Here is a 25,826-nt window from a genome sequence, read left to right as displayed (position 1 = left end):
ATGGACTTGATTGCAGACTTCATCCTTGGGCTAGGAGCATTCGGCACCGCTCTTTATTGCCTGATCCTGTCGCGACGCCTGAAGCGATTCAACAATCTGCGGGATGGCATGGGCGGGGCCGTCGCAGTGCTGAGCGCACAGGTCGATGATATGACAAAAACTCTGGACCATGCACAGTCTGCAGCCGGCCAAAGCGCGGCTATTCTAACGGAACTGACAGAGCGCGCCGAAACATCTGCACGCAAGTTAGAACTGATGATGGCCAGCCTTCATGACCTGCCCGAGCCAACGGAACAACGCCATGTCGAGCCGATGCAAGACAGCCAGCAACAAAGCGGATTCGCTTCGACGCGTTTGGCCGACCCTGAACCCAATCCTGGCATTCCGGTCTTCTTGCGCCACGGCGTCATGGAGGCAGCGGAATGAGCACCTCGCCAACCAAGATTTCCAAGCTGCGCACTAAACTGCGTACAAGAGGTATTCTCGTACTGTTTGCGGCGGTTCTGGCTACATCCGGCATCTTGCGACTGGGCCCAATAACGGCCGCTTTCGCAGAAGACCTGACAAAGCTGCTTTCTGACACCTCGGCCGATACAAGTGCGGAATTCCCAGCACCCAAGCCACAGGATGTTGCCGTGGTTCTCGCTGCTTTGCAGGAACGTGAAGCCGCGTTGGAAGAGCGTGAGAAAAAACTTGCACATCGCCATGAAGCACTACGCCTTGCTGAGGATCGCGTTACCTCAAAACTTGAAGAGCTGACCGAAGCCGAAGAAACTCTTGCCGCGACCATGGCGATGGCCAGAACAGCCGCGGCGGATGACTTGTCACACCTGACAATTCTTTATGAAAACATGAAGCCAAAACAGGCAATCCCACTTTTCGCAGCAATGGATCCCGAGTTCGCCGCAGGCTTCATAGCTCAAATGAAACCGCTCCCGGCTGCGCAAATCATGGCGGGTCTCGACCCCCAAATCTCCTATGCCATCAGCGTCGTATTGGCCGGGCGGAATGCCGCTGTCCCAACACAATAAGCCAATAATCAGAAATTAACCCGTCCATGAGAAGACTCGGATGTCCAAGCTTGAACTAGCAAAGGTGCATTATGATTGGTTTCGTTGGTATCGCCCTGATTTTTGTAATGGTGTTTGGCGGCTATCTTGCTGCAGGCGGCAAGATGGGGATCATTCTGAAGTCACTTCCCTTTGAATTTACGATGATCGGGGGGGCTGCTGCGGGTGCGTTTGTGATCTCGAATGACATGGCTTCCATCAAACACACCGTCAAAGATGTGAAGAAAGTCTTCAAGGGGCCGAAATGGAAACCAGACGACTACCGCGATTTACTTTGCCTGCTATTCGAACTTATCCGACAGGCGCGCCAGAATGCTGTTGCATTGGAAGAGCATATCGAGAGCCCGGAAGACAGTCCGATTTTCCAGCGCTACCCCAACATTCTTGCTGACAGTGAAGCGATCGAACTGATCTGCGACACATTGCGCTCTGCATCCATGAACTACGATGACCCTCATCAGGTTGAGGAAGTTTTGGAAAAACGAATGGAAGCCAATCTGCATCATGCGCTGCATTCCAGTCACGCGCTGCAATCGATGGCCGATGGTCTGCCGGCGCTGGGCATCGTTGCGGCTGTACTTGGCGTGATCAAAACCATGGGATCCATTGATCAACCGCCTGAAATTTTGGGCAAAATGATTGGCGGAGCTTTGGTAGGGACATTTCTAGGGGTTTTTCTAGCTTATGGTCTGGTTGGACCGTTCTCAGCCAAAGTGAAGTCTGTGACCGAAGAAGAAGCGCACTTCTATCAGCTTATTCGCGAAGTTCTGGTCGCCAATCTCTACAATCATTCCGTCAACATCTGCATCGAAGTGGGACGCCAGAACACGCCGGGCCCACATCGCCCCAGCTTTAACGATCTGGAAGAGGCGTTGAAAGAGCTCAAGAAAGCTGCCGCATGAGAAACCAGGCGTTTTTATTTGCAGCGATCTGTTTAATGTCCATGCCTGCACTAGCACGCGATGTCGCCGTTCGATCCGGCGAACATGAAGCGTTCACACGGCTGGTATTCTATCTAAAACCCGCCGATAAGTTCGAGATATCAAAAACAAAAGAGGGATATCTGTTGTCCCTTTCGCCAGATGTCACAGGTTACAATCTGTCACGCGCGTTTGACTTGATTGGGCGCACGCGCGTTCGCACACTAACCCCTACAAAAAGCGGAGCGCTCGACATCCAAAAGGGATGTGACTGCCATATCAAAGAACTTCGGCTATCAACTGGAGAACTGGTGCTTGATATCGTTGATGGGCCAGATCCGAACAACATACCAAGCACAACTTCCAGATTTTTTCCCGTGCCTCGTACTATGAATGTCGATCAACAACGCGCAACTCTACCACTGTTAAACGCCGCCGCTGATCAGAGTGAAATGATCGACAACCAAGACAAGCCTTCGGGCGCTTCGGCTGCTGAAGACTCCGGGACGGCCAGCGAAACACCGCAGCTCGACAAACAGGAACTCCTAAGCCAGCTTTCGCGCGCCGCGTCTCAAGGCCTGATCGACGCAAACATAAATCCACCAGATATCCTTCGAAATGCGGACCCAGCGGACACGACGGAACCAACGCTGGAAACGCAGCTGATTCCGCATTCACCCGAGCACCAAGTGAGGATGCAAACCGCCGTCGAGCAGGCACGCGCTGATCACTTTGGCGGTGGCGAACCTGCAAGCACAAGTCAGCCCTGCCTACCCGACCAGCAGTTCGATATCGCCCGTTGGGGTGTCTACACTTCTGAAGTCAATGCGCCGGTCTTTGAATCTTCGGATTTTCTGGGAGAGTTTGATCGCCCTGATATGGACCGTTTAGTGTCGCATATCCGGCAGAAAATCTACATGACATTCGGACTTGAAGCGTTGCAACTAATGGAGAATTACGGTGACGACATGGGAGATGGCGCCGTCCTTCGCATGATGGCCGAGGTTGTTGAGTTCGGAGAAGCCAAGTCTCACGCTGACTGGGATTCGCAGCTCATCTGCAACACTCGCGGCGCCATGTGGGCCGCGCTTGCCCAACCGACCATAGAAGACAAGATTAACACAAAGGCCATTCTCAGAAGTTTTTCAGAGCTCCCCCCCCACCTTCGATCACATCTGGCACCGATACTTGCCAGAAAATTTCTAAATTCAGGGCGCGTCGGAACTGCCGTTGAAATCCGCAATATTGCCACACGATCTGCTCTGGCTCCGTCGGGCGCGGCATCTGTTTTGGATGCCGATATCGACATTGCAGAGGGTAAGGTAGAGAAGGGAGAACAACGGCTTACCGACATGATTCAAGAGGATCATTCGCAAACTCAGCCTGCGATCTTGGCACTTATCAAAAGCAAACTGCAGAACGACCGAGGTATTTCGGATCACGAACTTACCTTGCTTGCGTCTGTCGCCTTCGAGCACAAAGAAAGCAGGGCGGGAGACGAGTTGCGGCAACTTCATATTCGCGCACTTTTCCATATGGGTCGTTTTGCTCAGGCGTTTGAGCTGTTGGACAATCCACCCAATGGCTCCGTACAGGCCAAACATCTGGATGATGCAGGCAGCTATCTTGTGTCACTTGGGTCGGATGCAGAATTCCTGATCTACCTTCTAACACGGACTGATTGGGGGACCACCTCTGCAGAAGTTCGGCTCATGATGGCTGAACGCCTGAGAACACTGGGCTTTCCCGAGCATGCACGACGGCTTGTTCTATCTGGTGACGATACACCCTCTAGGACTGCGCGCGAGTTTTTGGCAGAAGTCGCCCTTGCGCAAGACAAGCCGAAGGTCGCGCTCGGATACCTTACCGGACTTACCAGCGACAACGCCTCTTCTCTTCGCAAGATCGCCTTAGATAAGAGCATCAATCCGGATGGCAACTCATTGCCTTCATCGCCTGCGAACAATCCGTCGGATGTATGGCACAAACTGAACAACTCAGATCACCCCATCCCCGCAGAGGTACAGAAGATCCTGTCATTGGAAACGTCACCGTTTATGGGCGACTCCCAAACTCGTCTACAAACCTATCAAGGTATTTTGGATGGCAGTAGCGAAACACGCACGGCACTTAACGAACTGCTAAACATGTTTCCAAGCATTGATGGCGCGAGGTAACTGATCATTAAGCGTGAACCTATACGTTGACACAAAACTCAGCAGCAAGAAGTGCGCAGTTATGGTCATACCTCGGACACCCCAACCCCGACGCGATTTAGGTTTGGAACTCACCTCCTCGGGCAGCCCCAAATGTCGGACATCACAACGCGAAAGCGTCGGTGAAAACGATCATCCCTGCTCTGGCCGGTGACGATTTTGAAAAGCATTCAAGGGATCTTTCGCCCAACCATTTTGCTCGCACTCGCCCTGATGGCCATCATCGTGATGATGATCCTTCCCATGCCTGCCTGGGTGCTGGATTTGGGCCTAGCCGCGTCATTCGCTCTGGCCATATTGATGTTTACGGTCACTCTATTTATCGAGCGCCCGCTGGATTTCTCGGCCTTTCCGACGGTGTTGCTCGCGTCGTTGATGCTCAGGCTTTCGCTGAATGTATCTTCCACCAAACTGATCATAGGAAACGGGCACACAGGCACCTCAGCGGCAGGAAGCGTGATTGAGGGTTTTGCCAGTTTTGTCATGGGCGGCAGCATCCTGCTGGGTTTGGTCGTGTTCTGTGTACTTCTGATCGTCAATTTCATCGTCATCACCAAGGGTGCAACCCGCATGGCCGAAGTCGGCGCCCGCTTTGCATTGGACGGAATGCCCGGCAAACAACTTGCCATCGACAGCGACATGGCGGCCGGGGCGATCGATCATACTGAAGCGAAGGCGCGGCGCGAGCGGGAACAGGCCGAAACAACATTCTTTGGGTCACTAGATGGCGCTTCAAAATTCGTCAAAGGGGATGCAGTTGCAGGACTTCTGATCACCTTCCTGAATCTGGTTATGGGGCTGATAATCGGGGTCGTAATCCATGGGATGGACATCTCAGCAGCCTTTCAAACCTACGCTATTCTGACAGTCGGAGACGGGTTGGTCACACAGATCCCAGCTGTGATCATCTCGATAGCATCGGCATTGTTGCTGGCGCGCGGGGGGACCTCGGGCTCGACCGATTTGGCCTTGTTCTCGCAGTTTGGCAAACACCCATCGGCCCTTGCAACTGTGGCTTTTTTGATGGGTCTATTTGGGCTGGTTCCCGGCCTGCCCTTTGTGCCGTTCATCTTAGGCGCGATTGCCTTGGGAACCGCATCTTGGTGGGCTGCGAAGCAACAAGAAGCCACTGACGTGTCAGACGCGCAAGAACTGCAAGATGGCACCCCTGAACCGCCCCAGGAAAGCATTGGTGATATACTTGATCTGGACGATATTCATGTGGAATTCGCAGCCGATCTGGTAGCGATGGTTTTGGATCCGGCCACTGGTCTGGACGCCCGCATTTCCAGCATTCGCAACCATACCGCTAGTGCGTTTGGCTTGATCCTGCCCGAGATCCGACTGACCGATAACGGATCGCTTCCCTCTGGAACCTATACGATTAAAATTCAGGGGGTCGAGCAAGCGCGCAACCGCCTTATTCCGGATAAAGCGCTGATCATCCTCAGCGGGGATGACACCCAATTGCCCGAGGGCGAAGATGTGCTGGAGCCCGTCTATCAGGCGCCAGCACGCTGGATTGCGGATGGCGATCAGGAACAGGCCGCGCTGGCCGGTTGTGCCGTTGTCTCGCCGACCGAAGTCTTGGCCACGCATCTTCTTGAGGTGATGAAGCAAAATTTCCCTCGCCTGCTGGGCCTTAAGGCGCTGCGGCGGCTGCTGGACGAGTTCGTGAACCTCTCGGACCCCACCCGGGCCGAGGCCAATCGCCGCCTTCTCGACGAGCTGGTCCCTGACAAGGTGCCGCTTGATCTGCTGCATTCGGTTTTGCGTCTGCTGCTGGAAGAGCGTGTGTCCATCCGCAATCTTCCCGTCATCCTTGAAAGCGTGGCCGAAGCGCGCGCCGTTTTCGGCACGCCCGAAGCCATCTGCGACCACGTCCGTCAACGGCTAAACATCCAACTTTTGGCCGAGCTGAAGCGCGAAGACGGCACGATCCCGTTGGTACAGCTGGCCCCAGAATGGGAGGCCTGCTTTCAGTCTCATCAGCTCGATCCGGATCGGGGCGAGGTTGCCCTACCCCCGGAAGAGTTCAACCGCCTAGCCAACGCGGTGGCAGACAAGATCGCACGAGCGGGGGAAACCGGTATCTATCCTGCCGTTGTCACCTCATCTCGCCGACGTCGCTTTCTTCGCACCGTCCTGTCAGCGAAGGGAATCGCCAATCCCGTTCTTTCTTTCGAAGAAATCGGAACCGAGGCCAGGCCCTCTCTGGTCGGGTTGGTGCCCGCATGAATGCTCAGCTGGCACAGATCATGGATCAGGCGCAGGCGTTTTTCATGCTGGGTTTTGTCGTGTTCTTGCGGGTGGGCGCAGCGATGGCGCTGCTGCCTGCATTTGGGGAAACCATGGTGCCTGCTCGGATACGCTTGATGCTGGGACTTGCCTTTACCGTGATCGTCGCCCCCGCCGTTGCAAGCCAAATCAACTCGGCTACAACAGGGAATACACCCCCACCTTTTCTGCTGAGCGAACCAATTATCGGGCTTGGGTTTGGGATCGTCTTGCGTCTGGCGATCATGACATTGCAGATCGCCGGCAGCATCGCAGCGCAATCAACATCGCTTGCACAATTGATGGGCGGGAATAACTCGGACCCGCAACCTGCCATCGGGCATGTCCTGACGATCTCGGGTCTGGCTTTGGCAGTTATGTTGGGGCTACACGTGCGAATTGTTGAAGGGTTTATCCTATCTTATCAAATCTTTCCCGTCGGAGACCTGCCAAACCCTCTTGGGTTTTCAGACTGGGGCATCGCGCATATCGCACGCAGCTTCGGCTTTGCTTTTGCGCTGGCGGCGCCCTTCGTGATCGTCTCGCTGCTTTATAATGTGGCCCTTGGCGTCATCAACCGCGCCATGCCGCAACTGATGGTGGCCTTTGTCGGTGCCCCTGCCATTACGGCGGGCGGTCTGATCTTGCTGGCCCTCACCACGCCGGTGTTGCTGCCGATTTGGCAGCGCGCGTTCGAAGCCTTGTTGCTTGACCCGTTCGGAGGTTGGTGATGGCCGGTGAAGACGACGACAGCAAGCAACATGAACCAACCCAGAAGAAACTGGATGACGCCCGAAAGCGGGGCGAGGTCGCGCGGTCCTCGGACCTAAACACTGCGATGTCTTATCTGGTTCTGTTGTTGCTTGCGGCGGCGGTGGGGGCCTCGACCATGACAGGGCTTGGGGGCGTGTTTGCCACATTTCTGGAACGGTCTGATCAACTTGCCCACAACGCCTTTCAGGGCCGAGGAGGCCCCGTCCTTGCAGATGCCGTCACTTCGATCGCATGGCACCTGATACCTTGGCTCTTCATGCCCATGGTGGCGGTCTTGGGATTGACCGTCGTGACCCAGAGCTTTGTGGTCTCACCCGAAAAGCTGATGCCAAAGCTGAACCGGATTTCGCCCCTTTCAAACGCAAAAAACAAGTTCGGGCGCTCGGGCCTGTTCGAGTTTTTCAAAAGCTTCGTGAAACTGTCGATCTACAGCGTCATTCTAGGGATGTTCATCTGGATCAACCTGCCCGATATGCTCGCGGCCCTTGCCCTGAACCCCAGCATGGTATCCGTGCTGCTGCTGGACCTTTCAGTCGAGTTCTTTGCCATCGTCCTACTGGTGGCGCTGGTCATCGGCGGGATCGATTTCATGTGGCAAAAACAGGAACACCTGCGCAAGAACCGCATGTCCCACAAAGAGCTTATGGACGAGATAAAGCAGAACGAAGGCGATCCGCATATGAAGGGTCAGCGGCGCCAGCGGGCCTATGACATCGCCACCAACCAGATGCTGCAGGATGTGCCCGATGCCGATGTGATCGTTGTCAACCCGACCCACTATGCGGTTGCTCTAAAATGGTCGCGCCTGCCCGGCGAAGCGCCCGTCTGCGTCGCCAAAGGCGTGGACGAAATCGCCGCCCGCATCCGCGAGGTCGCCTCGGAGCACGGCATCCCAATCCATCGTGATCCACCCACAGCACGCGCTCTGCATGCCACGGTCGAGATTGGCAGCGAAGTCCCACCGGATCAGTATCAGGCCGTGGCGGCAGCCATTCGATTTGCCGAAAACATGCGCCAGCGCGCGAAAAATTCGCTAAGGACCTAAGATGGCAGACCCGCTTTCCCAACTAGCAGACCTGACAGCTTTGACACTCGACCGCGCAATGGCCGAGCTTTCGGGCACAGCTACGAAGATCGCGGCGCTTGAAAGTCAAATCGCGGATTTGAGAACACGGCTGAACCAGCTTCCGGGATTGGACGCAGATACAGGCCAGAATCCCGCGCTATCCAGCGGGCATTTCGATCAATGGCAAAAGCAGGTTCGGATGCAACTGGGCCGGTTGAACATCCTGCTCGCGCAAGCCCGTGCCGACCATGAAGAGCGGATGGCGGACACCCGGCTTGCCTTCGGGCGAAACGCCGCCTTAAATGCCATTCGCGCAAAAAGGACAGCGGATGTACGCAACATGCTGCGCAGACGTGTGGAACACCAATAAAACCTCGCTGAAACCGCACAATTCCCTTTTCAACTGACCCGATCCGGTCTATAGGCACGGCTTCACTGCGGGGCTTACACCCTTGGAGGATTCCCGCACCTATTTGATTATGGAGAAAACCAATGGCACGTGAGATTCCGAATCTTGAAGCCACGGTACGTACGGGGACAGGCAAGGGGGCCGCTCGTCAAGCTCGCCGCGAAGGCCAGGTACCGGGTATCGTATATGGTGGTGGCGCTGATCCGCTCGCTATCAACATCCCCTTCAACGAGCTTTTCAAAAAGCTGAAGGCCGGTCGTTTCCTTTCGACCCTGTGGAACCTGAAAGTCGACGGTCAGGAAGATGTCCGCGTGATCTGCCGCAACGTACAGCGTGACGTTGTCAAAGACCTGCCGACCCACCTGGACCTGATGCGCCTGCGCCGCACCAGCCGGATCAGCCTGTTCATCCACGTTGATTTCGAGAACGAAGAAGAAGCCCCCGGCCTGAAACGCGGTGGTGTTCTGACCATCGTGCGTCCGGAAGTCGAGCTGAACGTTCTGGCTGGCGACATCCCTGAAAAGATCGTTGTTGACCTGACTGGCAAAGACGTCGGTGACGTAATTCACATCTCGGACGTTGACCTGCCGGAAGGCGCCAAGACCACTGTTGACCGTGACTTCGTCATCGCCAACATCTCGGCACCCAGCTCGCTGCGCTCGTCGGATGACGGTGACGCTGGTGAGGAAGCAGTTGAAGAAGAAGTCGCTGCAGAAGAATAAGCACCACCTGAAAAGGTATTGCGAAACGGGATCCTTCGGGGTCCCGTTTTTTTGTCAGCTAGGCGCTTCGTCAAGTCGTTCGAACACAAGAACGCTGCCGCGCGTCCCCCACGGCATCCAACCGAAACCATTTGAAAACATGTCCATGATCAACTGGCGCAATGCATGAAGGCCAAATTGTTCCGGGTGAACCTCCATGATGACTATGCGTGTCTCGGGCCACCATTTGCAGCTGGCGAGACCTCGCTCTGCGCCCTCGATATCCATCGAGATGACGGTCGGCCGCGAACGCTTCTGTAGATCCCGGAACTTCAACGCAGGAACTGTGACCAGTTTTGAAGCTTTCCTTCTCTTCCCTCCATCCTCTGAGATTGATGAGGCCCAGAAACCGGGAAAGACTTCAAATGTAATGGTTTCGTCTGAAAAACTGTCGGGCACAACAGCGCCCTGAATGACCTGCAATGCACCAAGCTCATTCTTCACCGCATTGTCGCCAATGGCCTTGAACATGTCAGGGCTTGCCTCGACTACGGTAACATTTTCAGCCCCAACTACCCGCGCAGCTTGAAGCGCGACGAAACCAGCACCTCCACCAAGATCAAGAACGCGATCATCTGGTTTGAGATGCCGTTTCAAAGCCCGGGATTCGTTCTGTTCGTACCACCCGCGATCAATTGCTTCCCGTATGTTGGAGTTCATGCACTTACGAGGGATCTTCAGGATCAAACCATCCAGTTTGAATTGCGGCATGCTGCTCTCCTTGGATGGCCGATCACGTGGGGGAATTGCCACGCCGGATCAGGCCAAGTAGATTACCATAAATGATAATTTCGGGTTCCGATCCCGATGTCCAGAAGGAAAGATGGCACATGAAATTGTTTGTCGGGCTTGGTAATCCGGGTGCGAAATATGCGGGCAACCGGCACAACATCGGCTTCATGGCTGTCGAGCGCATCGCCGAGGACCACAGCTTTGCCCCGTGGCGCGGCAAGTTTCAGGGCAGCGTGAGCGAGGGCAAGCTTGGATCCGAGAAGGTCATCCTGCTGCGCCCCGAGACCTTCATGAACCTGTCTGGCCAATCCGTGGGCGAGGCGATGCGCTTTTACAAGCTGACGCCAGACGACGTCATCGTGTTTCATGACGAGCTGGATCTGGCCCCCGGAAAGTGCCGCGTCAAAACTGGCGGCGGTCATGCCGGGCATAACGGGTTGCGCTCGATCCATGCGCATATCGGGGCCGAGTATCATCGGGTTCGCATGGGCATCGGACATCCGGGAAACAAGGCGGCAGTGGCTGGCTTTGTCCTTCGTGATTTTGCAAAGGCGGATCAGGATTGGCTGGACGATGTTTTGCGCGGCTGTGCGGATGGGGCCGCGGATCTTGCGGCCGGTGATAGCGGCAAGTTCATGAACGCGATTGGACGGCGTGTGAACCCGCCCCGGTCCTCGGGTGGCTCGGCGTCCGAAGCGCCGAAGAAGAGCCAGAAGAAAGAGCCGCAGCAGCCTCGGCCCAAAGCGACACCAGATGCCGCGCAAGAAGACGCGCGCAGCCCGCTGCAGAAGCTGATGGACAAGTTCTCGTGACCTTGCGCGAGGCATTCGAGGTTCAGGCAGACAACAACGCGCGGCTCGACAGTCCGTTTACGGCGCGCGTGTTGTGCATCGCAGGCGCGACGCTGAAACCGGGCACGCCCCTGACAAATCGCATGTTCGATTGGGAGGGCAACGTCGGCGCGTTCGGCCAGTCCCTGCCCTTGCGCTTTCTGGCCGGCCTGCATGCGCTGGTCTTGACCGGCGACTGCCCAGAGCTTGTGGCCATCTATCCGCCGAACCCCACCCCCAGCGATGACCAGATCACATCCGCCCTTCACGTCGCTCTCACCGACCATGCCACGACGCTCGATCGCTGGCTCGACTTGCCGCCCCAAACCAACGAGGTGCGCCGCGCCGCCGTGATGGTTGCCGCTGGTCATTGGTTGGCCGCACGATACGGGTTGCCCATGCGCGTGTTAGAACTGGGGGCCAGTGCCGGGTTGAATTTGATGTGGGATCAGTTCGCGCTTCAGGCAGGCGAAACGCAGTTGGGACCGACTGACGCCCCGGTCTTACTATCGCCCGATTGGCGCGGGGATCTGCCCACGGGCAGCCTGCCAAAGGTGCTGTCACGGCGCGGGGTCGACCTGATGCCGATGGACATCACGGATCCTGACGACCTGCTGCGCATGTCTTCTTATCTGTGGGCGGACCAACCTGAACGGCTCACACGCAGCCGGGCTGCCGCCTCGATCTTCGCTGCGACGGTGGATCAGGGCGACGCCGCCGCGTGGCTAGAGGCGCAATTGGACACCGTCGCGCCGGATCATCTGACCCTGATCTATCATACGATCGCGTGGCAGTACTTCCCGACCGACACCCAAACCCGCTGCTTGGCGGCCATTGAGGCCGCCGCACAACGCGGGCCCATCGCCCACCTATCGATGGAAGCAGATGACCGCAAAGGAGAGGGCGCGGCCATTACGTTGACGCTCTGGCCCGCGGGGCGGAAGTTGACGCTTGGTCGTGTAGATTTTCATGGACGCTGGGTGGATTGGTCGGCACCTTGATCTCGGAGAACTCGGAGATCCCATGCGTACCGTATTGAAATTTCTTGCCCGCGCCACACTTGTCCTGATCGTGCTTCTGGTCCTTGTAGGGTTTTGGAAACGCGAGCAAATCACGCGACTGTTGGCCGTGAACTCTCTGTTCTCGGAAGAGAAGATCGTGGGGAATTTTTCAAACATGGACAGTGCCTTTCTGACCCACAGCATGTCGCGTGGGGATGGGCCTGTTACCCCCTTGCCGGGCGGAGAAAGCTGGGCGCCGGATGCTGGGGTGAATACATGGATCAAGGACCGTGCGGTGACCGGGTTGGTGGTGCTGAAAGACGGACTTCTGCGCCACGAAAGCTATTACCTTGGCACCGGGCCAGAGGATCGCCGGATCAGTTGGTCGATGGCGAAAAGTTATCTCTCGGCGCTGATCGGGATCGTGTTGGAACAGGGTGCCATCGCATCCTTGGATGATCCGGTCGTGCAATATGTGCCCGCGCTGAAAGGCAGTGCGTACGATGGGGCGAGCATTCGCAACGTTCTGAACATGGCGTCAGGCGTCGTCTTCGACGAGGACTATCTGGACTTCAATTCGGACATCAATCGCATGGGCCGCGTGTTGGCGCTGGGGCGGTCGATGGATCAGTTTGCAGCGGGACTTGAGGATAGCTTCGCGCCTGCAGGTGAGACGTGGAAATACGTTTCGATCGACACGCATGTGATTGGCATGATCGTGCGCGGGGCCACCGGACGCAGTATTCCAGACCTGCTTCAGGAACACGTCATCGCCCCCATGGGGCTTGAGGCGGACCCATACTACCTGACCGACGGCTATGGCGTGGCCTTCGTGCTGGGCGGGCTGAACCTGACCACCCGCGACTATGCCCGCTTTGGCGAGATGTTCCGGCAAGACGGCATGTGGAACGGTCAGCAGATCGTGCCTGCGGATTGGATTGCGGCCTCCACGCGCCCGTCAGCTCCGACGGCCACAGGCAGCGAGCAATACGGGTATCAGTGGTGGATGGCGCCGGATGCGACCGAGGGCGAGTATTACGCGCGCGGCATCTATGGCCAGTACATCTATATCGACAAAACGCGCGGCGTCGTAATCGCGCTGAACGGCGCAGATCGCGGATTCCGAGGCGAAGGCGTAAATGCCGGGAACATCGACATGTTCCGGCACATCGCAGCCAGCTTGTAAGGCAAACGGAAACGGGCCGCCCAAACTGGACGGCCCGGCATTCGTTCAACAAGGGCGCGGATTAATCCGCGTCGCGCCCTTCGGTATCCGACATATCAAAGCCCAGATATTTGGCGACGGTGAAGATGTCCTTGTCGCCACGTCCGCACATGTTCATGCAGATAATGTGATCCTTCGGCAGCTTCGGCGCGATCTTCGCGACGTGGGCCAGTGCGTGGCAGGGTTCCAGCGCGGGGATGATGCCCTCGGTCGAGCAGCACAACTGGAACGCGTCCAGCGCTTCCTTGTCGGTGATCGCCACATACTCGGCGCGGCCAATTTCGTGCAGCCAGCTATGTTCCGGCCCGATGCCCGGATAGTCCAAACCTGCCGAGATCGAGTAGCCGTCCAGGATCTGCCCATCATCATCCTGCAGCAGGAAAGTGCGGTTGCCATGCAGCACGCCGGGGCGTCCGCCGGTCAGGGATGCACAATGCTCCATATCGTCATTTACACCCTTGCCGCCGGCTTCGACGCCAATGATGTTCACGCTGTCATCGTCAAGGAACGGATAGAACAGGCCGATGGCGTTCGAGCCGCCACCAATGGCCGCAATGATCGTATCAGGCAAACGGCCCTCGGCCTTCTGCATTTGCTCTTTGGTTTCTTTGCCGATGATCGACTGGAAGTCGCGGACCATGGCCGGATAGGGGTGCGGACCAGCCGCCGTGCCAATGCAATAGAACGTGTCGGCCACGTTCGTCACCCAATCGCGCAGCGCGTCGTTCATCGCGTCTTTCAAGGTGCCGCGACCGCTTTCGACGGCCACAACCTCGGCCCCCAGAAGGCGCATACGGAACACGTTCGGGGCCTGACGCTGTACGTCATGGGCGCCCATATAAACGATGCATTTCAGGCCGAACTTGGCGCAGACGGTGGCTGTGGCAACGCCGTGCTGACCGGCACCGGTTTCCGCGATGATGCGGGTCTTGCCCATGCGGCGGGCCAGCAGGATCTGACCCAGCACGTTGTTGATCTTATGCGCGCCGGTGTGGTTCAGCTCGTCCCGCTTCATATAGACCTTGGCGCCGCCCAGATGCTCGGTCAGGCCTTCAGCGAAATACAGCGGGCTGGGACGGCCGACATAGTGGGTCCACAGATCGTTCATCTCGGCCCAGAAACTGTCGTCGGTCTTAGCCTTCTCGTACTCGGCCTCGAGATCGAGGATCAGCGGCATCAGTGTCTCGGACACAAAGCGTCCGCCGAAGTCGCCAAACCGGCCCTTTTCATCAGGACCGTTCATAAAGCTGTTAAAAAGATCGTTGGCCATGGTGCCCCCCGCTCTGCGCATTTCACACCTGCATAGATTGGGGGGGCGTGGTTTTCCAGCGGTTTTTAAGCCCTACGAGCTTCCATCGCGCCAAGCGTGCAGCGCTATTCCGTTGCAGACAGTGCGTTCGAAATGAACGCCCGCACCAAGGCGGGATCTTTCACACCAGGCGCACTTTCCACGCCCGAGGACACGTCCACCTGCTTGGCGCCCGTCAGACGGATCGCCTCGGCCACGTTGTCTGGGGTCAGGCCGCCTGCCAGCATCCATGGGCAGGGCCAGTATTTGCGCTGCACCAGACGCCAGTCGAAGGCGATTCCGTTGCCGCCGGGCAGATCCGCACCCTTGGGGGCCTTGGCGTCGATCAGCAGCTGATCCGCAGCCCCGGCATACTGCTCGATCTGCACAACATCGTCTGGCCCGGCAATGCCGATGGCCTTGATCACCGGCAGGCCAAAGCGCGCCTTGACCTCGGCCACGCGCTCCGGGCTTTCCGAGCCGTGAAGTTGGATCATGTCCGTCGTAGTACCGTTCACGATCTCTTCGATCCCGGCATCGTCCATGTTCACGACCAGCGCAACCTTCGCCACGCCCATGGGGACGTCCAGCATCAGCTCGGCCGCCTGCGCGACCGTGACCGAGCGCGGGCTTTTGGGGAAAAAATTGAACCCGATATAGCGCGCGCCGGCCTCGACCGCAGCCGCAAGCTGAGCGGGATCTTTTAACCCGCAAATCTTAACTGAGATGTTCATCTGTTTCAGCTGGTCTTGTCCAACAAGGCCAGAACATCGTCGCCGGTGCGGGCCTTGGGTTCACGCAGGGTTTTCACCTCGCGCGCAAGTTGGTCGCGTTCGCGGCGGTTACGCGCACCTTCCGCGCGCAGCTTGTGTTCACGCAGCCATTCCCAGACAAAGCCGATCAGGATACCCGCCACGACGCTGCCAAAGATTATCACGAAAAGCGGAAGTGAGATGGACCAGCTCCATCCCAAGAAACCCGACAATTCGCCGGGCAGAATATTCAACGTCACACTGTCGCGGTTGGCCAGCGCCACCGTGATCAACACAACACCAAGTGCCGCCAGAAAGGCGTAACGGATATACCGCATTTGGACCTCTTATTTGCCGTTCAGTCGATCCCGCAACAGCTTGCCGGTCTTGAAAAACGGAACATGCTTTTCTTCGACTTGGACCGACTCGCCCGTACGCGGGTTACGTCCAATACGAGCATCTCTTTGCTTCACCGAAAATGCGCCAAAGCCGCGCAGTTCGACCCGATCGCCACGAGCCATGGCTTCAATGATCTCTTCGAAAATGGTGTTCACAATGCGCTCAACGTCACGCTGATAGAGGTGCGGGTTTTCATCCGCGATCTTCTGGATCAGTTCAGACCGGATCATTCTGGTCCCCCCAAATTGGCTATCTAATGGATTTTGCATCCTTATTCTGTCGAAGTATAGGAGCAAACCAAAGCGCTGCATACAAGTCTTAGGTCATAACTTGGGGGAAATTAAACGGATTTCGGCCGTTTTCCGGGCGAAAATTCACATGCTGCAAATGCACATCGTTTCCGGTCTGGAAGCTCTCGCGAAGCAGAAACGTGATTCGCACCGCCCAAAACAGAACGGCCCCACGCATCGCGCAGGGCCGTTCCAGAATTTTCAAGCGCTAGGACTTAGTCCTGCTTCAGAGCGGCGCCCAGGATATCACCCAGCGATGCACCCGAATCCGACGAACCATACTGTTCTACGGCTTCTTTCTCTTCTGCGATCTCGCGAGCTTTGATCGACAGACCCAGACGACGCGATTTCGAGTCGACGTTGGTCACGCGAACGTCCAGCTTGTCACCAACCTGGAAACGCTCGGGGCGCTGTTCAGAGCGGTCACGCGACAGGTCCGAGCGACGGATGAAGGACTTCATGCCTTCATACTCGACTTCGATACCGCCATCTTCGATTGCAGTCACTTCAACAGTGATGATCGAGCCACGCTTCACGCCGCCAACGGCTTCTGCGAAGGGGTCGCCGTCCAGAGCTTTGATCGACAGCGAGATACGCTCTTTGTCGGTGTCAACTTCCGAAACAACGGCTTTGACGATGTCGCCCTTCTTGAAGTCCTGAATGGCTTCTTCGCCACGCTGGTCCCACGAGATGTCCGACAGGTGAACCATGCCGTCGATTTCGCCGTCGAGACCAATGAACAGACCGAATTCGGTGATGTTCTTGACTTCGCCTTCGACCTCGGTGCCCTCGGGGTGTGTCTCTGCAAACACTTCCCACGGGTTGCGCATGGTCTGCTTCAGACCCAGAGACACGCGACGCTTGGCGCCGTCGATTTCCAGAACCATGACTTCGACTTCTTGCGAGGTCGAAACGATCTTGCCGGGGTGTACGTTCTTCTTGGTCCACGACATTTCCGAAACGTGTACCAGACCCTCGACACCCGGCTCCAGCTCGACGAATGCACCGTAGTCGGTGATGTTGGTCACGCGGCCAGTGTGCACCGATTCCAGCGGGTACTTGCCAGAAACCAGATCCCACGGATCGTCCTGCAGCTGCTTCATGCCCAGGCTGATGCGGTGGGTTTCTTTGTTGATCTTGATGACCTGAACCTTGATGGTTTCGCCGATCGTCAGGATCTCGGACGGGTGGTTTACACGGCGCCATGCCATGTCGGTGACGTGCAGCAGGCCGTCAACACCGCCGAGGTCAACGAACGCACCGTATTCGGTGATGTTCTTGACGACGCCGTCAACTGCTTGGCCTTCCGACAGATTGCCGATGACTTCGGCACGCTGCTCGGCACGCGATTCTTCCAGGATAGCGCGACGCGAAACAACGATGTTGCCACGGCGACGGTCCATTTTCAGGATCTGGAACGGCTGCTTCAGACCCATCAGCGGGCCAGCGTCACGTACGGGGCGTACGTCAACCTGCGAACCGGGCAGGAACGCAACAGCGCCGCCCAGATCGACGGTGAAGCCGCCTTTGACGCGACCGAAGATCGCGCCTTCGACGCGTGCATCGTCTGCGTATGCTTTTTCCAGGCGGTCCCATGCTTCTTCACGGCGGGCCATCTCACGCGAGATAACGGCTTCACCGCGGGCGTTTTCAGCCGCGCGCAGGTAGACTTCCACTTCGTCGCCAACGGCGATTTCAGGGGCTTCACCCGGGTTTGCGAATTCTTTCAGATCAACGCGGCCTTCCATCTTGTAGCCTACGTCGATGATGGCTTGGCCAGCTTCAACAGCGATGACTTTGCCTTTGACAACAGAACCCTCGGCGGGCGTGTCCATTTCGAAGCTTTCATTAAGGAGGGCTTCGAATTCCTCCATTGATACGTTAGCCATGTGGCGTTTCATTCCTTTACAGTCATTTTCACGGGCCGAGCGGTTGTCTCCGCCGGTCTTGGATTTTCCAATTTGGTCAACAGGTTAGACGCAAAACAAAGAGGGCCGAAGCCTCGGCCCTGCTCGATTTCCCCTGTGTCGCGGCAATTGCACCTTGTCGACAGGGCGGGATTTACGGGGATTCTGCCTGTAAATCAAGGGCATTCCGCGTGGTTACAGCGGGATGCCCTTCTTCTCAAGTTGCTCGATCAGCTCTTGCTGCAAGGCATTGCTGTCGCCGCCACCGAACTGAACGCTACCACCCGTAAAGCCGGTGCCAAAGCTTTGAGCAGCCACAACCGTCTGGGTCAGGCCCGACACGAACTGCCGCGTTTCAAGCGGAGACAGCGGGTGAATGAAAACCGACCAGATCTGACCGCCTGCAACCGCATAGCGCGCATCCAGCACCGCATCGAAATTGGCTTGCAACATCCGCTGCATCAACGCTTCGTCCATTGCGCCAGCAGGCCCGATCCGCACCATAGCCCGCATCCGATCCGCCGCCGGATCGGTGACCACAACCATCGGCACGCCAGAAATGACCACCTGAAACCCATTACCCTGCGGCTGAAGCTCGGGATCAATCGCGGCCAGAATTCGCCCGATCCGCTCGTAGGTCATAGGCGGTTCGCTCTGCTCTTGCGCAAGCGCGGGCAGATGGCTGGCAATGGCCAGCATTGCGGCAAGGATCAGGGTTTTCGCACTGTGCATTCGGGCACCTCCGTCTATGTCCAGCATAGCCCGGCCCGGTGTCACATACGATGCACAGTGTGGTGAGGATGATGTCAGCGCTTGGCGTCAATCTGGGCGACAGCCCGCGCAACGGCGTCCTCGATCGACAGGTCAGATGTGTCGATGATCACTGCATCCGCGGCGGGTTTCAAAGGCGCCTCTTCCCGTTCGCTGTCACGTTTGTCGCGGGCGATCACGTCGGCCAACACTTGCTCACGGGTGACATCGTGGTCTTTGGCGGAGAGCTCTAAAAAACGGCGCTCGGCACGCACTTCGGCGCTGGCTGTGACGAAAAGCTTCACGTCTGCGCTCGGGCAGATCACCGTGCCGATATCGCGCCCATCCAGCACCGCACCACCGTCACAAGCAGCGAAACTGCGCTGGAAGTCCACAAGCGCGGCGCGCACCTCGGCAATCACAGCGACTTTCGAGGCCGCCTGCGCTACGTCGGGCGTGCGCAGATCGCCTTGCATATCTGCAGGGGTTAGCGTCTTGGCGGCGTCAATCGGATCAGCACCCGTCAGGGTCTTCGCCCCAACGGCACGATAAAGCAGGCCGGTATCCAGATGCGCAAATCCGAAATGTGCAGCGACTGCTTTGGAAATTGTCCCCTTGCCCGCAGCGGCAGGGCCGTCAATTGCTACGATGAATGTCATGCCAATTGTCCTCTCCAACGACGCCACATCATTCCGGCAACTCCGACAAGAAGTATGGTCATTGCGACGGACACAAAGCCCGATTTCAACATGGTGAACAGCGCCGCGATCGAGACAACTTCTTCATCAATCCCTTCAGCACCCAGACGCAATAGATCCGCCACGGCACCGTTTTCATTCCAGTCAAAAACAGCGGCCAGAACAGCAAGGACCGAAAACCCCGCGGCCCACTTCGTTGGAAACAGCAAAAGATAGGCAAGGATCAAAGAGACGGCCATCAATCCGGGGTAAAGAGTATCCAGCTTATGTTGGACACCCAGATAATGGGCCCTGCCGTTTTCGCTGAGGGCTGCCAGAAAAGCGCGTGCCTCTTCGGTGGTATATCCGCTCGGTCGCAAATCAAACGGCATCAACCCGTTCGCGTCGCTCATGATGATCGGCAAAGACCAAAGCACCATGGCGCAATACACAAGCACCATCGCGGCAAACACCGCCCAGAAGGTCCGTTTCAAGCTCATCCGTTGCTGCGTACGATTTGCGCGCCAAGGCCAGACATCAGCGGCTCGAACACCGGGAAGCTAGTGGCGATGGGGCCACCATCGTCCAGATTGATCGGCTTTTGCGATGCGAAGCCCAGACAAGCAAAGCTCATCGCTATGCGGTGGTCCAAGACAGTGGCGACAGTGCAGCCACCGGGGACGCCATCGGGGCCAAGGCCCTCGACGCTCCACCAATCTTCGCCTTCGTCCACGGTGATACCAGCGGCGCGCAGGCCTTTGGCCATGGCATCGATCCGGTCACTTTCCTTCACGCGCAGCTCGTGCACGCCGGGCATGTCAGTCTTGCCGGTCGCAAAAGACGCTACGACGGACAGGATCGGGTATTCGTCGATCATGCTGGCCGCGCGTTCCGGCGGAACCACGATGCCCTTCATGTTGGGCGAGTATTTCGCACGCAGATCGGCGACGGGCTCGCCGCCCTCAAGGCGTTCGTTCTCGAACTTTAGGTCGGCACCCATGTCTTGCAGTGTATAGAACAGACCCGCACGTGTTGGGTTCAGGCCGATATTGGGGACCAGCACGTCCGATCCGGGCACGATTAGCGCCGCGCAAACGGGGAACGCAGCCGAGCTTGGGTCGCGCGGAACCGTGATGGTTTGCGGCTTCAACTCGGGCTGGCCGGTCAGAGTGATCTTGTGGCCCTCGTCGGTATCCTCGACCGTGATCTCAGCGCCAAAGCCCGCGAGCATCCGTTCGGTGTGGTCGCGGGTGGCTTCTTTCTCGATCACCACGGTCTTTCCCGGCACGTTCAGGCCAGCAAGCAGCACGGCTGATTTCACCTGCGCCGAAGCCATCGGCGTGGTGTAGGTCACGTTGACAGGTTCGCGTGCGCCGACGATGGTCATCGGGATGCGACCACCCTCGCGCCCATAGCTTTGTGCGCCAAACAGCGCGATGGGATCGGTCACGCGGCCCATCGGGCGCGAACGCAGGGATGCGTCGCCCGTGAAGGTCGCCGTGATCGGAGAGGTCGCCATCGCGCCCATGATCAGACGCACACCGGTGCCCGCGTTGCCGCAGTCGATCACGTCCTCGGGTTCAGCAAAGCCACCGACGCCGACGCCATTCACACGCCATTCGCCCTCACCCAGACGTTCGACGTCAGCACCAAAGGCACGCATTGCGTCGGCTGTTCCCAGTACGTCTTCGCCTTCCAAAAGGCCCGTAATGTTGGTCTCGCCCACGGCCATGGCTCCAAGGATCAGCGAGCGGTGGCTGATCGACTTGTCCCCCGGCACATTGGCCGTGCCCTTCAGAGGGCCGGATTTGCGGGCGGTCATGGGGATGGCGGGGCCGTGGCCGGACATGGGCGTTCTCCTTTAGTCTTGCAGCCCTGATAGCGCAGACATTCCAGCGAGGCCAGAGCAATTGGGCTTGAAGGCAAGCCCAGTACGATCAGATCCGGCGGAAGGTCATGTAATGCGGCTTCCGGCCTTCACGCAGCGCCTTTTGTTCGTAGCGGGTTGAAATCCAGTCGCTCCACGGGGTGCGCCAGTCATCGGCGCATTCGCCCAGCCATTCGAAGCCCGCGCGCGGGACTTCTTCCAGCGTTTGGCGCACATAGTCGGGAATGTCGGTGGCAACGCGGAACTCGGCACCGGGTTTCAGGACCTTGTGGAAAGGTTCAAGGTATTCCGGCGTCACAAAGCGGCGGCGGTGGTGACGTTTCTTGGGCCACGGGTCGGGATAGAGCAGAAACGCCTTGTCGATGCTTTCGGGCGGAAGCACATCGAAAAGATCGCGCACGTCCCCCGGATGCACCGCGACGTTTTCGCAGCCTGCATCACGGATCTTGCCCAAAAGCATGGCGACGCCGTTGATATAGGGCTCGCAGCCGATGATGCCCATATCGGGATAGGTGGCGGCCTGATGAACCATATGCTCGCCGCCGCCGAAACCAGTTTCCAGCCAGACGGGTTTGTCACCGAACAGCGCCTTCAGGTCCAACGGCGTGCGGTCGGGATTTTCCTCCCAGCCGACAGCGCCAGGGCTGAGTGCTGCCAGATCCTCGTCCAGATAGGTCTGCTGGCTGTCGCGCAGCCCTTTGCCTTTCAGACGGCCATAGAAATTGCGCCATGGCGCGCCCGAGCGGTGTTTGTTTTGCGATGCATCATCTTGGGTCATGGCCGCGCCTATGCAATGCAAAGGGCGGGCGCGTCAAGTGACGGCCCGCCCTTTTGGTAGTATTGGTTTTAGATCAGACGGCTTTTTTCAACTTCTCAACCAGATCAACTTTTTCCCAGCTGAAGCCACCATCGGCCTCGGGGGCACGGCCAAAGTGACCGTAAGCGGCGGTGCGCTCGAAGATTGGCTTGTTCAGGCCCAGATGCTCGCGAATGCCGCGCGGGGTCAGGTCCATGACCTGCGCTACGGCACGTTCGATACCTGCTTCATCCACTTCACCGGTGCCGTGCGTGTCGACATAGATCGACAAGGGTTTGGCCACGCCGATGGCATAGGACAGCTGCAGGGTGCAGCGTTCGGCCATGCCGGCGGCAACGATGTTTTTCGCAAGATAGCGCGCAGCGTAAGCGGCCGAGCGGTCCACTTTCGTCGGATCTTTACCCGAGAATGCACCGCCGCCATGCGGGGCTGCACCGCCATAGGTGTCGACGATGATCTTGCGGCCTGTCAGACCCGCGTCACCATCCGGCCCGCCGATCACAAACTTGCCAGTCGGGTTCACGTGCCATTCCGTGCCACCGTTGATCCAGTCGGATGGAACGACTTCGCGAATGTAGGGCTCGACCACGGCGCGTACGTCGTCGCTGGTCATGGATTCGTCGAGGTGTTGGGTGGACAGCACGATCGAGGTGACCTCGACCGGTTTGCCATCTTCATACCGCAGCGAGAGTTGCGATTTCGCATCCGGGCCAAGTGTCGGCTCGGTTCCGTTTTTACGCACCTCAGCAAGGCGCTTCAGAATAGCGTGCGCATACTGAATCGGGGCGGGCATCAGTTCGGGTGTTTCATTCACAGCATAGCCGAACATGATCCCCTGATCGCCTGCGCCATCACGGTCCACGCCCTGGGCGATATGGGCCGACTGTTCGTGCAGGAAATTCATAACCCGGCAGGTGTTCCAGTGGAATTGTTCCTGCTCGTACCCAATGTCGCGAATGCAGTCGCGGGCGATCTGCGCGATCGAGCCCATCATCACTTTGAGGCGCTCTGGGTCGGACAATCCGACTTCGCCGCCGATGACAACCATGCCGCTGGTGGCAAAGGTTTCGCATGCGACGCGTGCGTGCGGCTCTTCCGCTAGGAACGCATCCAGCACAGCGTCTGAAATCCGGTCGCAAACTTTATCTGGGTGGCCTTCGGACACACTTTCCGAAGTGAAGGTGTAGTTCTGTCGTGACATGAAACATGCTCCATTTAATTCTACCCGCCACGCCAGGAAGCCGTTGTGACGGTGATCTAGGTTGGTATCTGGACTAAATTCGTAAAGGTCAATGTAAAAAGCGTCTACGCCCCAGAATGGCCACGAGAGCGACGCAGATCAACAAAAAACCGAGCGGAAGGTCCCCGACACGCGCGTATAGCGTTTCAGAGCCGGTCCCGGGCAATCGTGCATCAAGGTAACCTGCCTGCCCCAGATCCAGCGACGATCGGACCTGCCCCCGCACGTCGATTGCGGCACTGATCCCCGTATTGGCCACGCGGATGACAGGCAGGCCAAATTCAATCGCACGAAAGCGGGCTTGTACCAAGTGCTGCTGCGGGCCCGAGAAATCACCGAACCACGCATCATTCGTTGCTTGCAAAATCCAGTCGGGCCGCTCGGGGGCGTTGCGGATATCACGGGGGAAAACCGCCTCGTAACAGATCAACGGCAACACCTTACCCAGTGCCCCCATGTCGAACACAACTGGCCCCGGCCCTGCCGAATAGCCCTGTCCATATTGCGCGGCGAAGGCTCGGATACCAATGCGGGCCATCGCATCGCCAAGCGGGACGTATTCACCAAAGGGAACAAGGTGGTGTTTGTCATAGACCGGGCGGGCAATGCCGTCCGAATTCACCTGCACCAGACTGTTGAAATACCGCTGCCCCTCGCCCCTCTGGATGCCCATCAAGACGGGCGAACCAGCGGCGGCTTCGGCCACAAGCGGGAACAGAAGTTGGGCATGCTGCAACAAATAGGGCACCGAGGTTTCGGGCCAGATGATCAAGTTCGGACGCGCGTCTTCGGGCGGAGTTGCGGTCAGATCCAACTGAAGACGGACGAAGCTCTCGGCAAAGTCCGGATCCCATTTCTTGTGCTGGGGCGCATTAGGTTGGATCAGGCGCAATGTATGAGGTGTGTCCTCGGGCAGCGGGTTTGACGACAGCGCTGCGACCAGACCCAAAATCAGAGACAAAGCTGTCACCCCGACAATGCCATTGCGACGTCGACCAATCACTGCAACCGCCAACATGGCAACCCAAAGCGCGGTCAGAACGCTTAGCCCCGACACACCAACAAGACTTGCGATCTGCGCCAATGGCGTATCGATCCATGCAAGCCCCGGCCCGCCCCACGGAAATCCGGTAAACAGCGCACCACGCAAAAGTTCGGCCGCGCCGAGCCCCACGGGCCAGTAAATCCAACCGAGGCGGCTGTCACCGGCAAGCCAACGCGCCAACCCCCAGCCCAGCGCCCAGAGCAAGGCGAGTCCGCCCGCCATACCGAGAAGCGCAAAGGGGGCCATCCAACCGTGACGGTCTGGTTCGACGAAGAACGGATTGACCAGCCAGCTCATCGTGACTGTGAAATAGCCAAGTCCGAAGAGCCAGCCCTGAAGCGCGGCTGCACGCGGAGACCGGCTGTGTCGCCACATCAGAAACGCGGTCAGAAGTCCCACCAGCGTCGTCGCCCAGATCAGAAACGGGGCTTGCCCCAATGCGGCAACAGCACCCGCCAAGAGCAACGCAATGACTCGCACCCGCGGGCGCGCAGCCAATCGCGCCACGCGGGCGTCAATGTCAGGCATTCTTAGAAGACGCGTCATCCGCGCTGGCCTCGGCAACCGCGTGGGCTGCGGGCATCGGGCCCGGAACACGCAGTCGCAGACGCTTGATGCGACGTGGGTCTGCGTCGACGACTTCGATTTCAGCCCCGCCGGGATGTGCGATCACTTCGCCGCGTGCGGGCACTTGACCGCACAGGACAAACACCAACCCGCCAAGCGTTTCGATCTCGTCGTCGTCGGCTTCTTCATGCTGAAGACGCACGCCGGTTGCCGTTTCGAACTCGTCCAAGGGCGTCTTGGCTTCAACCAGATAGCAACCCGGCTTTTCCTCGACCCACAACGCACCTTCCTCAAGGTCGTGTTCATCCTCGATCTCGCCGATGACCTGTTCGATCAGGTCTTCGATGGTCACAAGCCCGTCCACGCCGCCATATTCATCAATCACCAGCGCCATGTGAATTCGTTCGGTCTGCATTTTCTGCAACAATACTCCGATCGGCATCGAGGGCGGTACGAACAGCAACGGGCGGATCAGATCACGCAGGACAAAGCGGGCGGATTTATTGCCGGGCTTGCCATTGAAACCGTGGTTCAGAGCAAGGTCTTTCAGGTGGACCATACCGATGGGGCTGTCCAGCGTGCCATCAAACACTGGAAGACGCGACAGGCCGCTTTCGCGGAACTCATCGACCAGCTCGTCTTTCAGGATATCCACCGGGGCGGACACGATCTCGGATTTCGGGATCATGACATCTTCGACACGCATCCGGCGGAGGTTAACCATACCCGGAGCTGCCATGGGAAGCGTACCATTTCCAGCTGGTGCAACGCCAGTGGGCGCAACCTGACGCGGTCGGCTCGAACTGCGCGCACCAAAGATGCGGCTGAAGAACCCCGGCCTGTGATGTGTTGTTTCATCCTGCAGCGCGCTCTGCGCTGCTTTAGAAGATCCGTCTGCGGTGTCGCCCATTGATCCTTTTCCAGT

General features: G+C 57.9%; 26 protein-coding genes and 1 riboswitch. Of the genes, 12 read left to right on the top strand and 14 right to left on the bottom strand.

Features of this window, described 5'->3' with window-relative positions:
• The 9 genes from ALP8811_RS01265 (at position 1) to ALP8811_RS01225 (ending at position 9,454) form a co-directional block, all read left to right on the top strand.
• Complete coding sequence (locus ALP8811_RS01265) at positions 1-426, top strand: hypothetical protein (protein ID WP_108855387.1); 426 nt, start codon at positions 1-3, stop codon at positions 424-426.
• Positions 423-1,031, top strand: coding sequence for a MotE family protein (locus tag ALP8811_RS01260; RefSeq protein WP_108855386.1), 609 nt, complete (start codon positions 423-425; stop codon positions 1,029-1,031). Before ALP8811_RS01265 ends, ALP8811_RS01260 begins: the two co-directional genes overlap by 4 nt.
• Before the next feature lie 71 nt (positions 1,032-1,102).
• The gene (motA, locus tag ALP8811_RS01255; protein WP_108855385.1) at positions 1,103-1,972 is read left to right on the top strand and encodes a flagellar motor stator protein MotA; all 870 of its coding nucleotides are present in this window, start codon (positions 1,103-1,105) and stop codon (positions 1,970-1,972) included.
• The gene (locus ALP8811_RS01250; protein ID WP_146183973.1) at positions 1,969-4,167 is read left to right on the top strand and encodes a hypothetical protein; all 2,199 of its coding nucleotides are present in this window, start codon (positions 1,969-1,971) and stop codon (positions 4,165-4,167) included. Before motA ends, ALP8811_RS01250 begins: the two co-directional genes overlap by 4 nt.
• Before the next feature lie 252 nt (positions 4,168-4,419).
• Complete coding sequence (gene flhA, locus ALP8811_RS01245; RefSeq protein ID WP_245924632.1) at positions 4,420-6,444, top strand: flagellar biosynthesis protein FlhA; 2,025 nt, start codon at positions 4,420-4,422, stop codon at positions 6,442-6,444.
• Positions 6,441-7,214 (top strand): flagellar biosynthetic protein FliR, encoded by a 774-nt coding sequence (locus ALP8811_RS01240; protein ID WP_108855383.1) that lies wholly within the window; start codon positions 6,441-6,443, stop codon positions 7,212-7,214. Before flhA ends, ALP8811_RS01240 begins: the two co-directional genes overlap by 4 nt.
• Positions 7,214-8,302: an EscU/YscU/HrcU family type III secretion system export apparatus switch protein gene (locus ALP8811_RS01235; protein ID WP_108855382.1), complete on the top strand. Its 1,089-nt coding sequence runs from the start codon at positions 7,214-7,216 to the stop codon at positions 8,300-8,302. Before ALP8811_RS01240 ends, ALP8811_RS01235 begins: the two co-directional genes overlap by 1 nt.
• 1 nt (position 8,303) lies before the next feature.
• A complete protein-coding gene (locus tag ALP8811_RS01230; protein ID WP_108855381.1) occupies positions 8,304-8,693 on the top strand; it encodes a hypothetical protein in 390 nt (129 codons plus the stop codon).
• Positions 8,694-8,815: 122 nt separating this feature from the next.
• Complete coding sequence (locus ALP8811_RS01225) at positions 8,816-9,454, top strand: 50S ribosomal protein L25/general stress protein Ctc (RefSeq protein WP_108855380.1); 639 nt, start codon at positions 8,816-8,818, stop codon at positions 9,452-9,454.
• Positions 9,455-9,508: 54 nt separating this feature from the next.
• Here the strand turns inward: ALP8811_RS01225 and ALP8811_RS01220 are convergent, their stop codons facing one another.
• Entirely contained in the window at positions 9,509-10,180 is a 672-nt protein-coding gene (locus tag ALP8811_RS01220; RefSeq protein WP_181363662.1) for an FkbM family methyltransferase, read from the bottom strand.
• Positions 10,181-10,323: 143 nt separating this feature from the next.
• On the opposite strand from ALP8811_RS01220, the gene pth reads away from it, so the two are divergent.
• The 3 genes from pth to ALP8811_RS01205 are packed head-to-tail and all read left to right on the top strand — an operon-like array spanning position 10,324 to position 13,242.
• Positions 10,324-11,037, top strand: a complete 714-nt coding sequence (pth, locus tag ALP8811_RS01215; protein WP_108855378.1) for an aminoacyl-tRNA hydrolase — start codon at positions 10,324-10,326, stop codon at positions 11,035-11,037.
• Positions 11,034-12,056 carry a DUF2332 domain-containing protein gene (locus ALP8811_RS01210; RefSeq protein ID WP_108855377.1) on the top strand — a complete coding sequence of 341 codons (1,023 nt, stop codon included), beginning with the start codon at positions 11,034-11,036 and terminating at the stop codon, positions 12,054-12,056. The genes pth and ALP8811_RS01210 overlap by 4 nt, the downstream gene beginning before the upstream one ends.
• A 22-nt stretch (positions 12,057-12,078) precedes the next feature.
• A complete protein-coding gene (locus ALP8811_RS01205; RefSeq protein ID WP_108855376.1) occupies positions 12,079-13,242 on the top strand; it encodes a serine hydrolase domain-containing protein in 1,164 nt (387 codons plus the stop codon).
• Positions 13,243-13,303: 61 nt separating this feature from the next.
• Here the strand turns inward: ALP8811_RS01205 and trpB are convergent, their stop codons facing one another.
• From trpB to ALP8811_RS01140, 13 genes are all read right to left on the bottom strand, one after another.
• On the bottom strand, positions 13,304-14,551 hold the full coding sequence (gene trpB / locus ALP8811_RS01200; protein WP_108855375.1) for a tryptophan synthase subunit beta: 1,248 nt from the start codon (positions 14,549-14,551) through the stop codon (positions 13,304-13,306).
• A gap of 104 nt (positions 14,552-14,655) precedes the next feature.
• Positions 14,656-15,303: a phosphoribosylanthranilate isomerase gene (locus ALP8811_RS01195; protein WP_108855374.1), complete on the bottom strand. Its 648-nt coding sequence runs from the start codon at positions 15,301-15,303 to the stop codon at positions 14,656-14,658.
• Positions 15,304-15,308: 5 nt separating this feature from the next.
• Positions 15,309-15,659, bottom strand: coding sequence for a LapA family protein (locus ALP8811_RS01190; RefSeq protein WP_108855373.1), 351 nt, complete (start codon positions 15,657-15,659; stop codon positions 15,309-15,311).
• 9 nt (positions 15,660-15,668) lie between these two features.
• Positions 15,669-15,950 (bottom strand): integration host factor subunit beta, encoded by a 282-nt coding sequence (gene ihfB, locus ALP8811_RS01185; protein WP_108855372.1) that lies wholly within the window; start codon positions 15,948-15,950, stop codon positions 15,669-15,671.
• Between the two features lie 275 nt (positions 15,951-16,225).
• On the bottom strand, positions 16,226-17,911 hold the full coding sequence (gene rpsA / locus ALP8811_RS01180) for a 30S ribosomal protein S1 (protein WP_281260681.1): 1,686 nt from the start codon (positions 17,909-17,911) through the stop codon (positions 16,226-16,228).
• A 201-nt stretch (positions 17,912-18,112) separates the two neighbouring features.
• A complete protein-coding gene (locus ALP8811_RS01175) occupies positions 18,113-18,649 on the bottom strand; it encodes a hypothetical protein (RefSeq protein ID WP_108855370.1) in 537 nt (178 codons plus the stop codon).
• A gap of 74 nt (positions 18,650-18,723) precedes the next feature.
• Positions 18,724-19,326 (bottom strand): (d)CMP kinase, encoded by a 603-nt coding sequence (locus ALP8811_RS01170; protein ID WP_108855369.1) that lies wholly within the window; start codon positions 19,324-19,326, stop codon positions 18,724-18,726.
• On the bottom strand, positions 19,323-19,844 hold the full coding sequence (locus ALP8811_RS01165; protein WP_108855368.1) for a hypothetical protein: 522 nt from the start codon (positions 19,842-19,844) through the stop codon (positions 19,323-19,325). The genes ALP8811_RS01170 and ALP8811_RS01165 overlap by 4 nt, the downstream gene beginning before the upstream one ends.
• Positions 19,841-21,193, bottom strand: coding sequence for a 3-phosphoshikimate 1-carboxyvinyltransferase (aroA, locus tag ALP8811_RS01160; RefSeq protein WP_108855367.1), 1,353 nt, complete (start codon positions 21,191-21,193; stop codon positions 19,841-19,843). The genes ALP8811_RS01165 and aroA overlap by 4 nt, the downstream gene beginning before the upstream one ends.
• A gap of 88 nt (positions 21,194-21,281) precedes the next feature.
• The gene (gene trmB, locus ALP8811_RS01155) at positions 21,282-22,010 is read right to left on the bottom strand and encodes a tRNA (guanine(46)-N(7))-methyltransferase TrmB (protein WP_108855366.1); all 729 of its coding nucleotides are present in this window, start codon (positions 22,008-22,010) and stop codon (positions 21,282-21,284) included.
• 73 nt (positions 22,011-22,083) lie between these two features.
• Positions 22,084-23,250: a methionine adenosyltransferase gene (gene metK / locus ALP8811_RS01150; RefSeq protein WP_108855365.1), complete on the bottom strand. Its 1,167-nt coding sequence runs from the start codon at positions 23,248-23,250 to the stop codon at positions 22,084-22,086.
• Between the two features lie 6 nt (positions 23,251-23,256).
• Positions 23,257-23,305: riboswitch (SAM-SAH riboswitch) on the bottom strand.
• A 33-nt stretch (positions 23,306-23,338) separates the two neighbouring features.
• Positions 23,339-24,862: an apolipoprotein N-acyltransferase gene (gene lnt / locus ALP8811_RS01145; protein ID WP_108855364.1), complete on the bottom strand. Its 1,524-nt coding sequence runs from the start codon at positions 24,860-24,862 to the stop codon at positions 23,339-23,341.
• Positions 24,855-25,811, bottom strand: a complete 957-nt coding sequence (locus ALP8811_RS01140) for a hemolysin family protein (RefSeq protein WP_108855363.1) — start codon at positions 25,809-25,811, stop codon at positions 24,855-24,857. Before ALP8811_RS01140 ends, lnt begins: the two co-directional genes overlap by 8 nt.
• Positions 25,812-25,826: the final 15 nt, after the last annotated feature.

This window comes from Aliiroseovarius pelagivivens (assembly GCF_900302485.1).
GTDB lineage: Bacteria > Pseudomonadota > Alphaproteobacteria > Rhodobacterales > Rhodobacteraceae > Aliiroseovarius > Aliiroseovarius pelagivivens.
Note: the sequence above shows the minus strand (reverse complement) of the source record. Positions and strands in the feature narration are given on the sequence as shown.

What these genes read in the sequence shown, in the direction of transcription:
- ALP8811_RS01250 (WP_146183973.1), top strand. Translation starts at nt 1,969, where the DNA reads ATGAGAAACCAGGCGTTTTTATTTGCAGCGATCTGTTTAATGTCCATG.
- motA (WP_108855385.1), top strand. Translation starts at nt 1,103, where the DNA reads ATGATTGGTTTCGTTGGTATCGCCCTGATTTTTGTAATGGTGTTTGGC.
- ALP8811_RS01265 (WP_108855387.1), top strand. Translation starts at nt 1, where the DNA reads ATGGACTTGATTGCAGACTTCATCCTTGGGCTAGGAGCATTCGGCACC.
- ALP8811_RS01195 (WP_108855374.1), bottom strand. Translation starts at nt 15,303, where the DNA reads ATGAACATCTCAGTTAAGATTTGCGGGTTAAAAGATCCCGCTCAGCTT.
- ALP8811_RS01140 (WP_108855363.1), bottom strand. Translation starts at nt 25,811, where the DNA reads ATGGGCGACACCGCAGACGGATCTTCTAAAGCAGCGCAGAGCGCGCTG.
- ALP8811_RS01225 (WP_108855380.1), top strand. Translation starts at nt 8,816, where the DNA reads ATGGCACGTGAGATTCCGAATCTTGAAGCCACGGTACGTACGGGGACA.
- ihfB (WP_108855372.1), bottom strand. Translation starts at nt 15,950, where the DNA reads ATGATCCGGTCTGAACTGATCCAGAAGATCGCGGATGAAAACCCGCAC.
- ALP8811_RS01170 (WP_108855369.1), bottom strand. Translation starts at nt 19,326, where the DNA reads ATGACATTCATCGTAGCAATTGACGGCCCTGCCGCTGCGGGCAAGGGG.
- pth (WP_108855378.1), top strand. Translation starts at nt 10,324, where the DNA reads ATGAAATTGTTTGTCGGGCTTGGTAATCCGGGTGCGAAATATGCGGGC.
- aroA (WP_108855367.1), bottom strand. Translation starts at nt 21,193, where the DNA reads ATGTCCGGCCACGGCCCCGCCATCCCCATGACCGCCCGCAAATCCGGC.
- ALP8811_RS01230 (WP_108855381.1), top strand. Translation starts at nt 8,304, where the DNA reads ATGGCAGACCCGCTTTCCCAACTAGCAGACCTGACAGCTTTGACACTC.
- metK (WP_108855365.1), bottom strand. Translation starts at nt 23,250, where the DNA reads ATGTCACGACAGAACTACACCTTCACTTCGGAAAGTGTGTCCGAAGGC.
- ALP8811_RS01175 (WP_108855370.1), bottom strand. Translation starts at nt 18,649, where the DNA reads ATGCACAGTGCGAAAACCCTGATCCTTGCCGCAATGCTGGCCATTGCC.
- trpB (WP_108855375.1), bottom strand. Translation starts at nt 14,551, where the DNA reads ATGGCCAACGATCTTTTTAACAGCTTTATGAACGGTCCTGATGAAAAG.
- rpsA (WP_281260681.1), bottom strand. Translation starts at nt 17,911, where the DNA reads ATGAAACGCCACATGGCTAACGTATCAATGGAGGAATTCGAAGCCCTC.
- ALP8811_RS01260 (WP_108855386.1), top strand. Translation starts at nt 423, where the DNA reads ATGAGCACCTCGCCAACCAAGATTTCCAAGCTGCGCACTAAACTGCGT.
- ALP8811_RS01235 (WP_108855382.1), top strand. Translation starts at nt 7,214, where the DNA reads ATGGCCGGTGAAGACGACGACAGCAAGCAACATGAACCAACCCAGAAG.
- trmB (WP_108855366.1), bottom strand. Translation starts at nt 22,010, where the DNA reads ATGACCCAAGATGATGCATCGCAAAACAAACACCGCTCGGGCGCGCCA.
- flhA (WP_245924632.1), top strand. Translation starts at nt 4,420, where the DNA reads ATGGCCATCATCGTGATGATGATCCTTCCCATGCCTGCCTGGGTGCTG.
- lnt (WP_108855364.1), bottom strand. Translation starts at nt 24,862, where the DNA reads ATGCCTGACATTGACGCCCGCGTGGCGCGATTGGCTGCGCGCCCGCGG.
- ALP8811_RS01205 (WP_108855376.1), top strand. Translation starts at nt 12,079, where the DNA reads ATGCGTACCGTATTGAAATTTCTTGCCCGCGCCACACTTGTCCTGATC.
- ALP8811_RS01165 (WP_108855368.1), bottom strand. Translation starts at nt 19,844, where the DNA reads ATGAGCTTGAAACGGACCTTCTGGGCGGTGTTTGCCGCGATGGTGCTT.
- ALP8811_RS01240 (WP_108855383.1), top strand. Translation starts at nt 6,441, where the DNA reads ATGAATGCTCAGCTGGCACAGATCATGGATCAGGCGCAGGCGTTTTTC.
- ALP8811_RS01190 (WP_108855373.1), bottom strand. Translation starts at nt 15,659, where the DNA reads ATGCGGTATATCCGTTACGCCTTTCTGGCGGCACTTGGTGTTGTGTTG.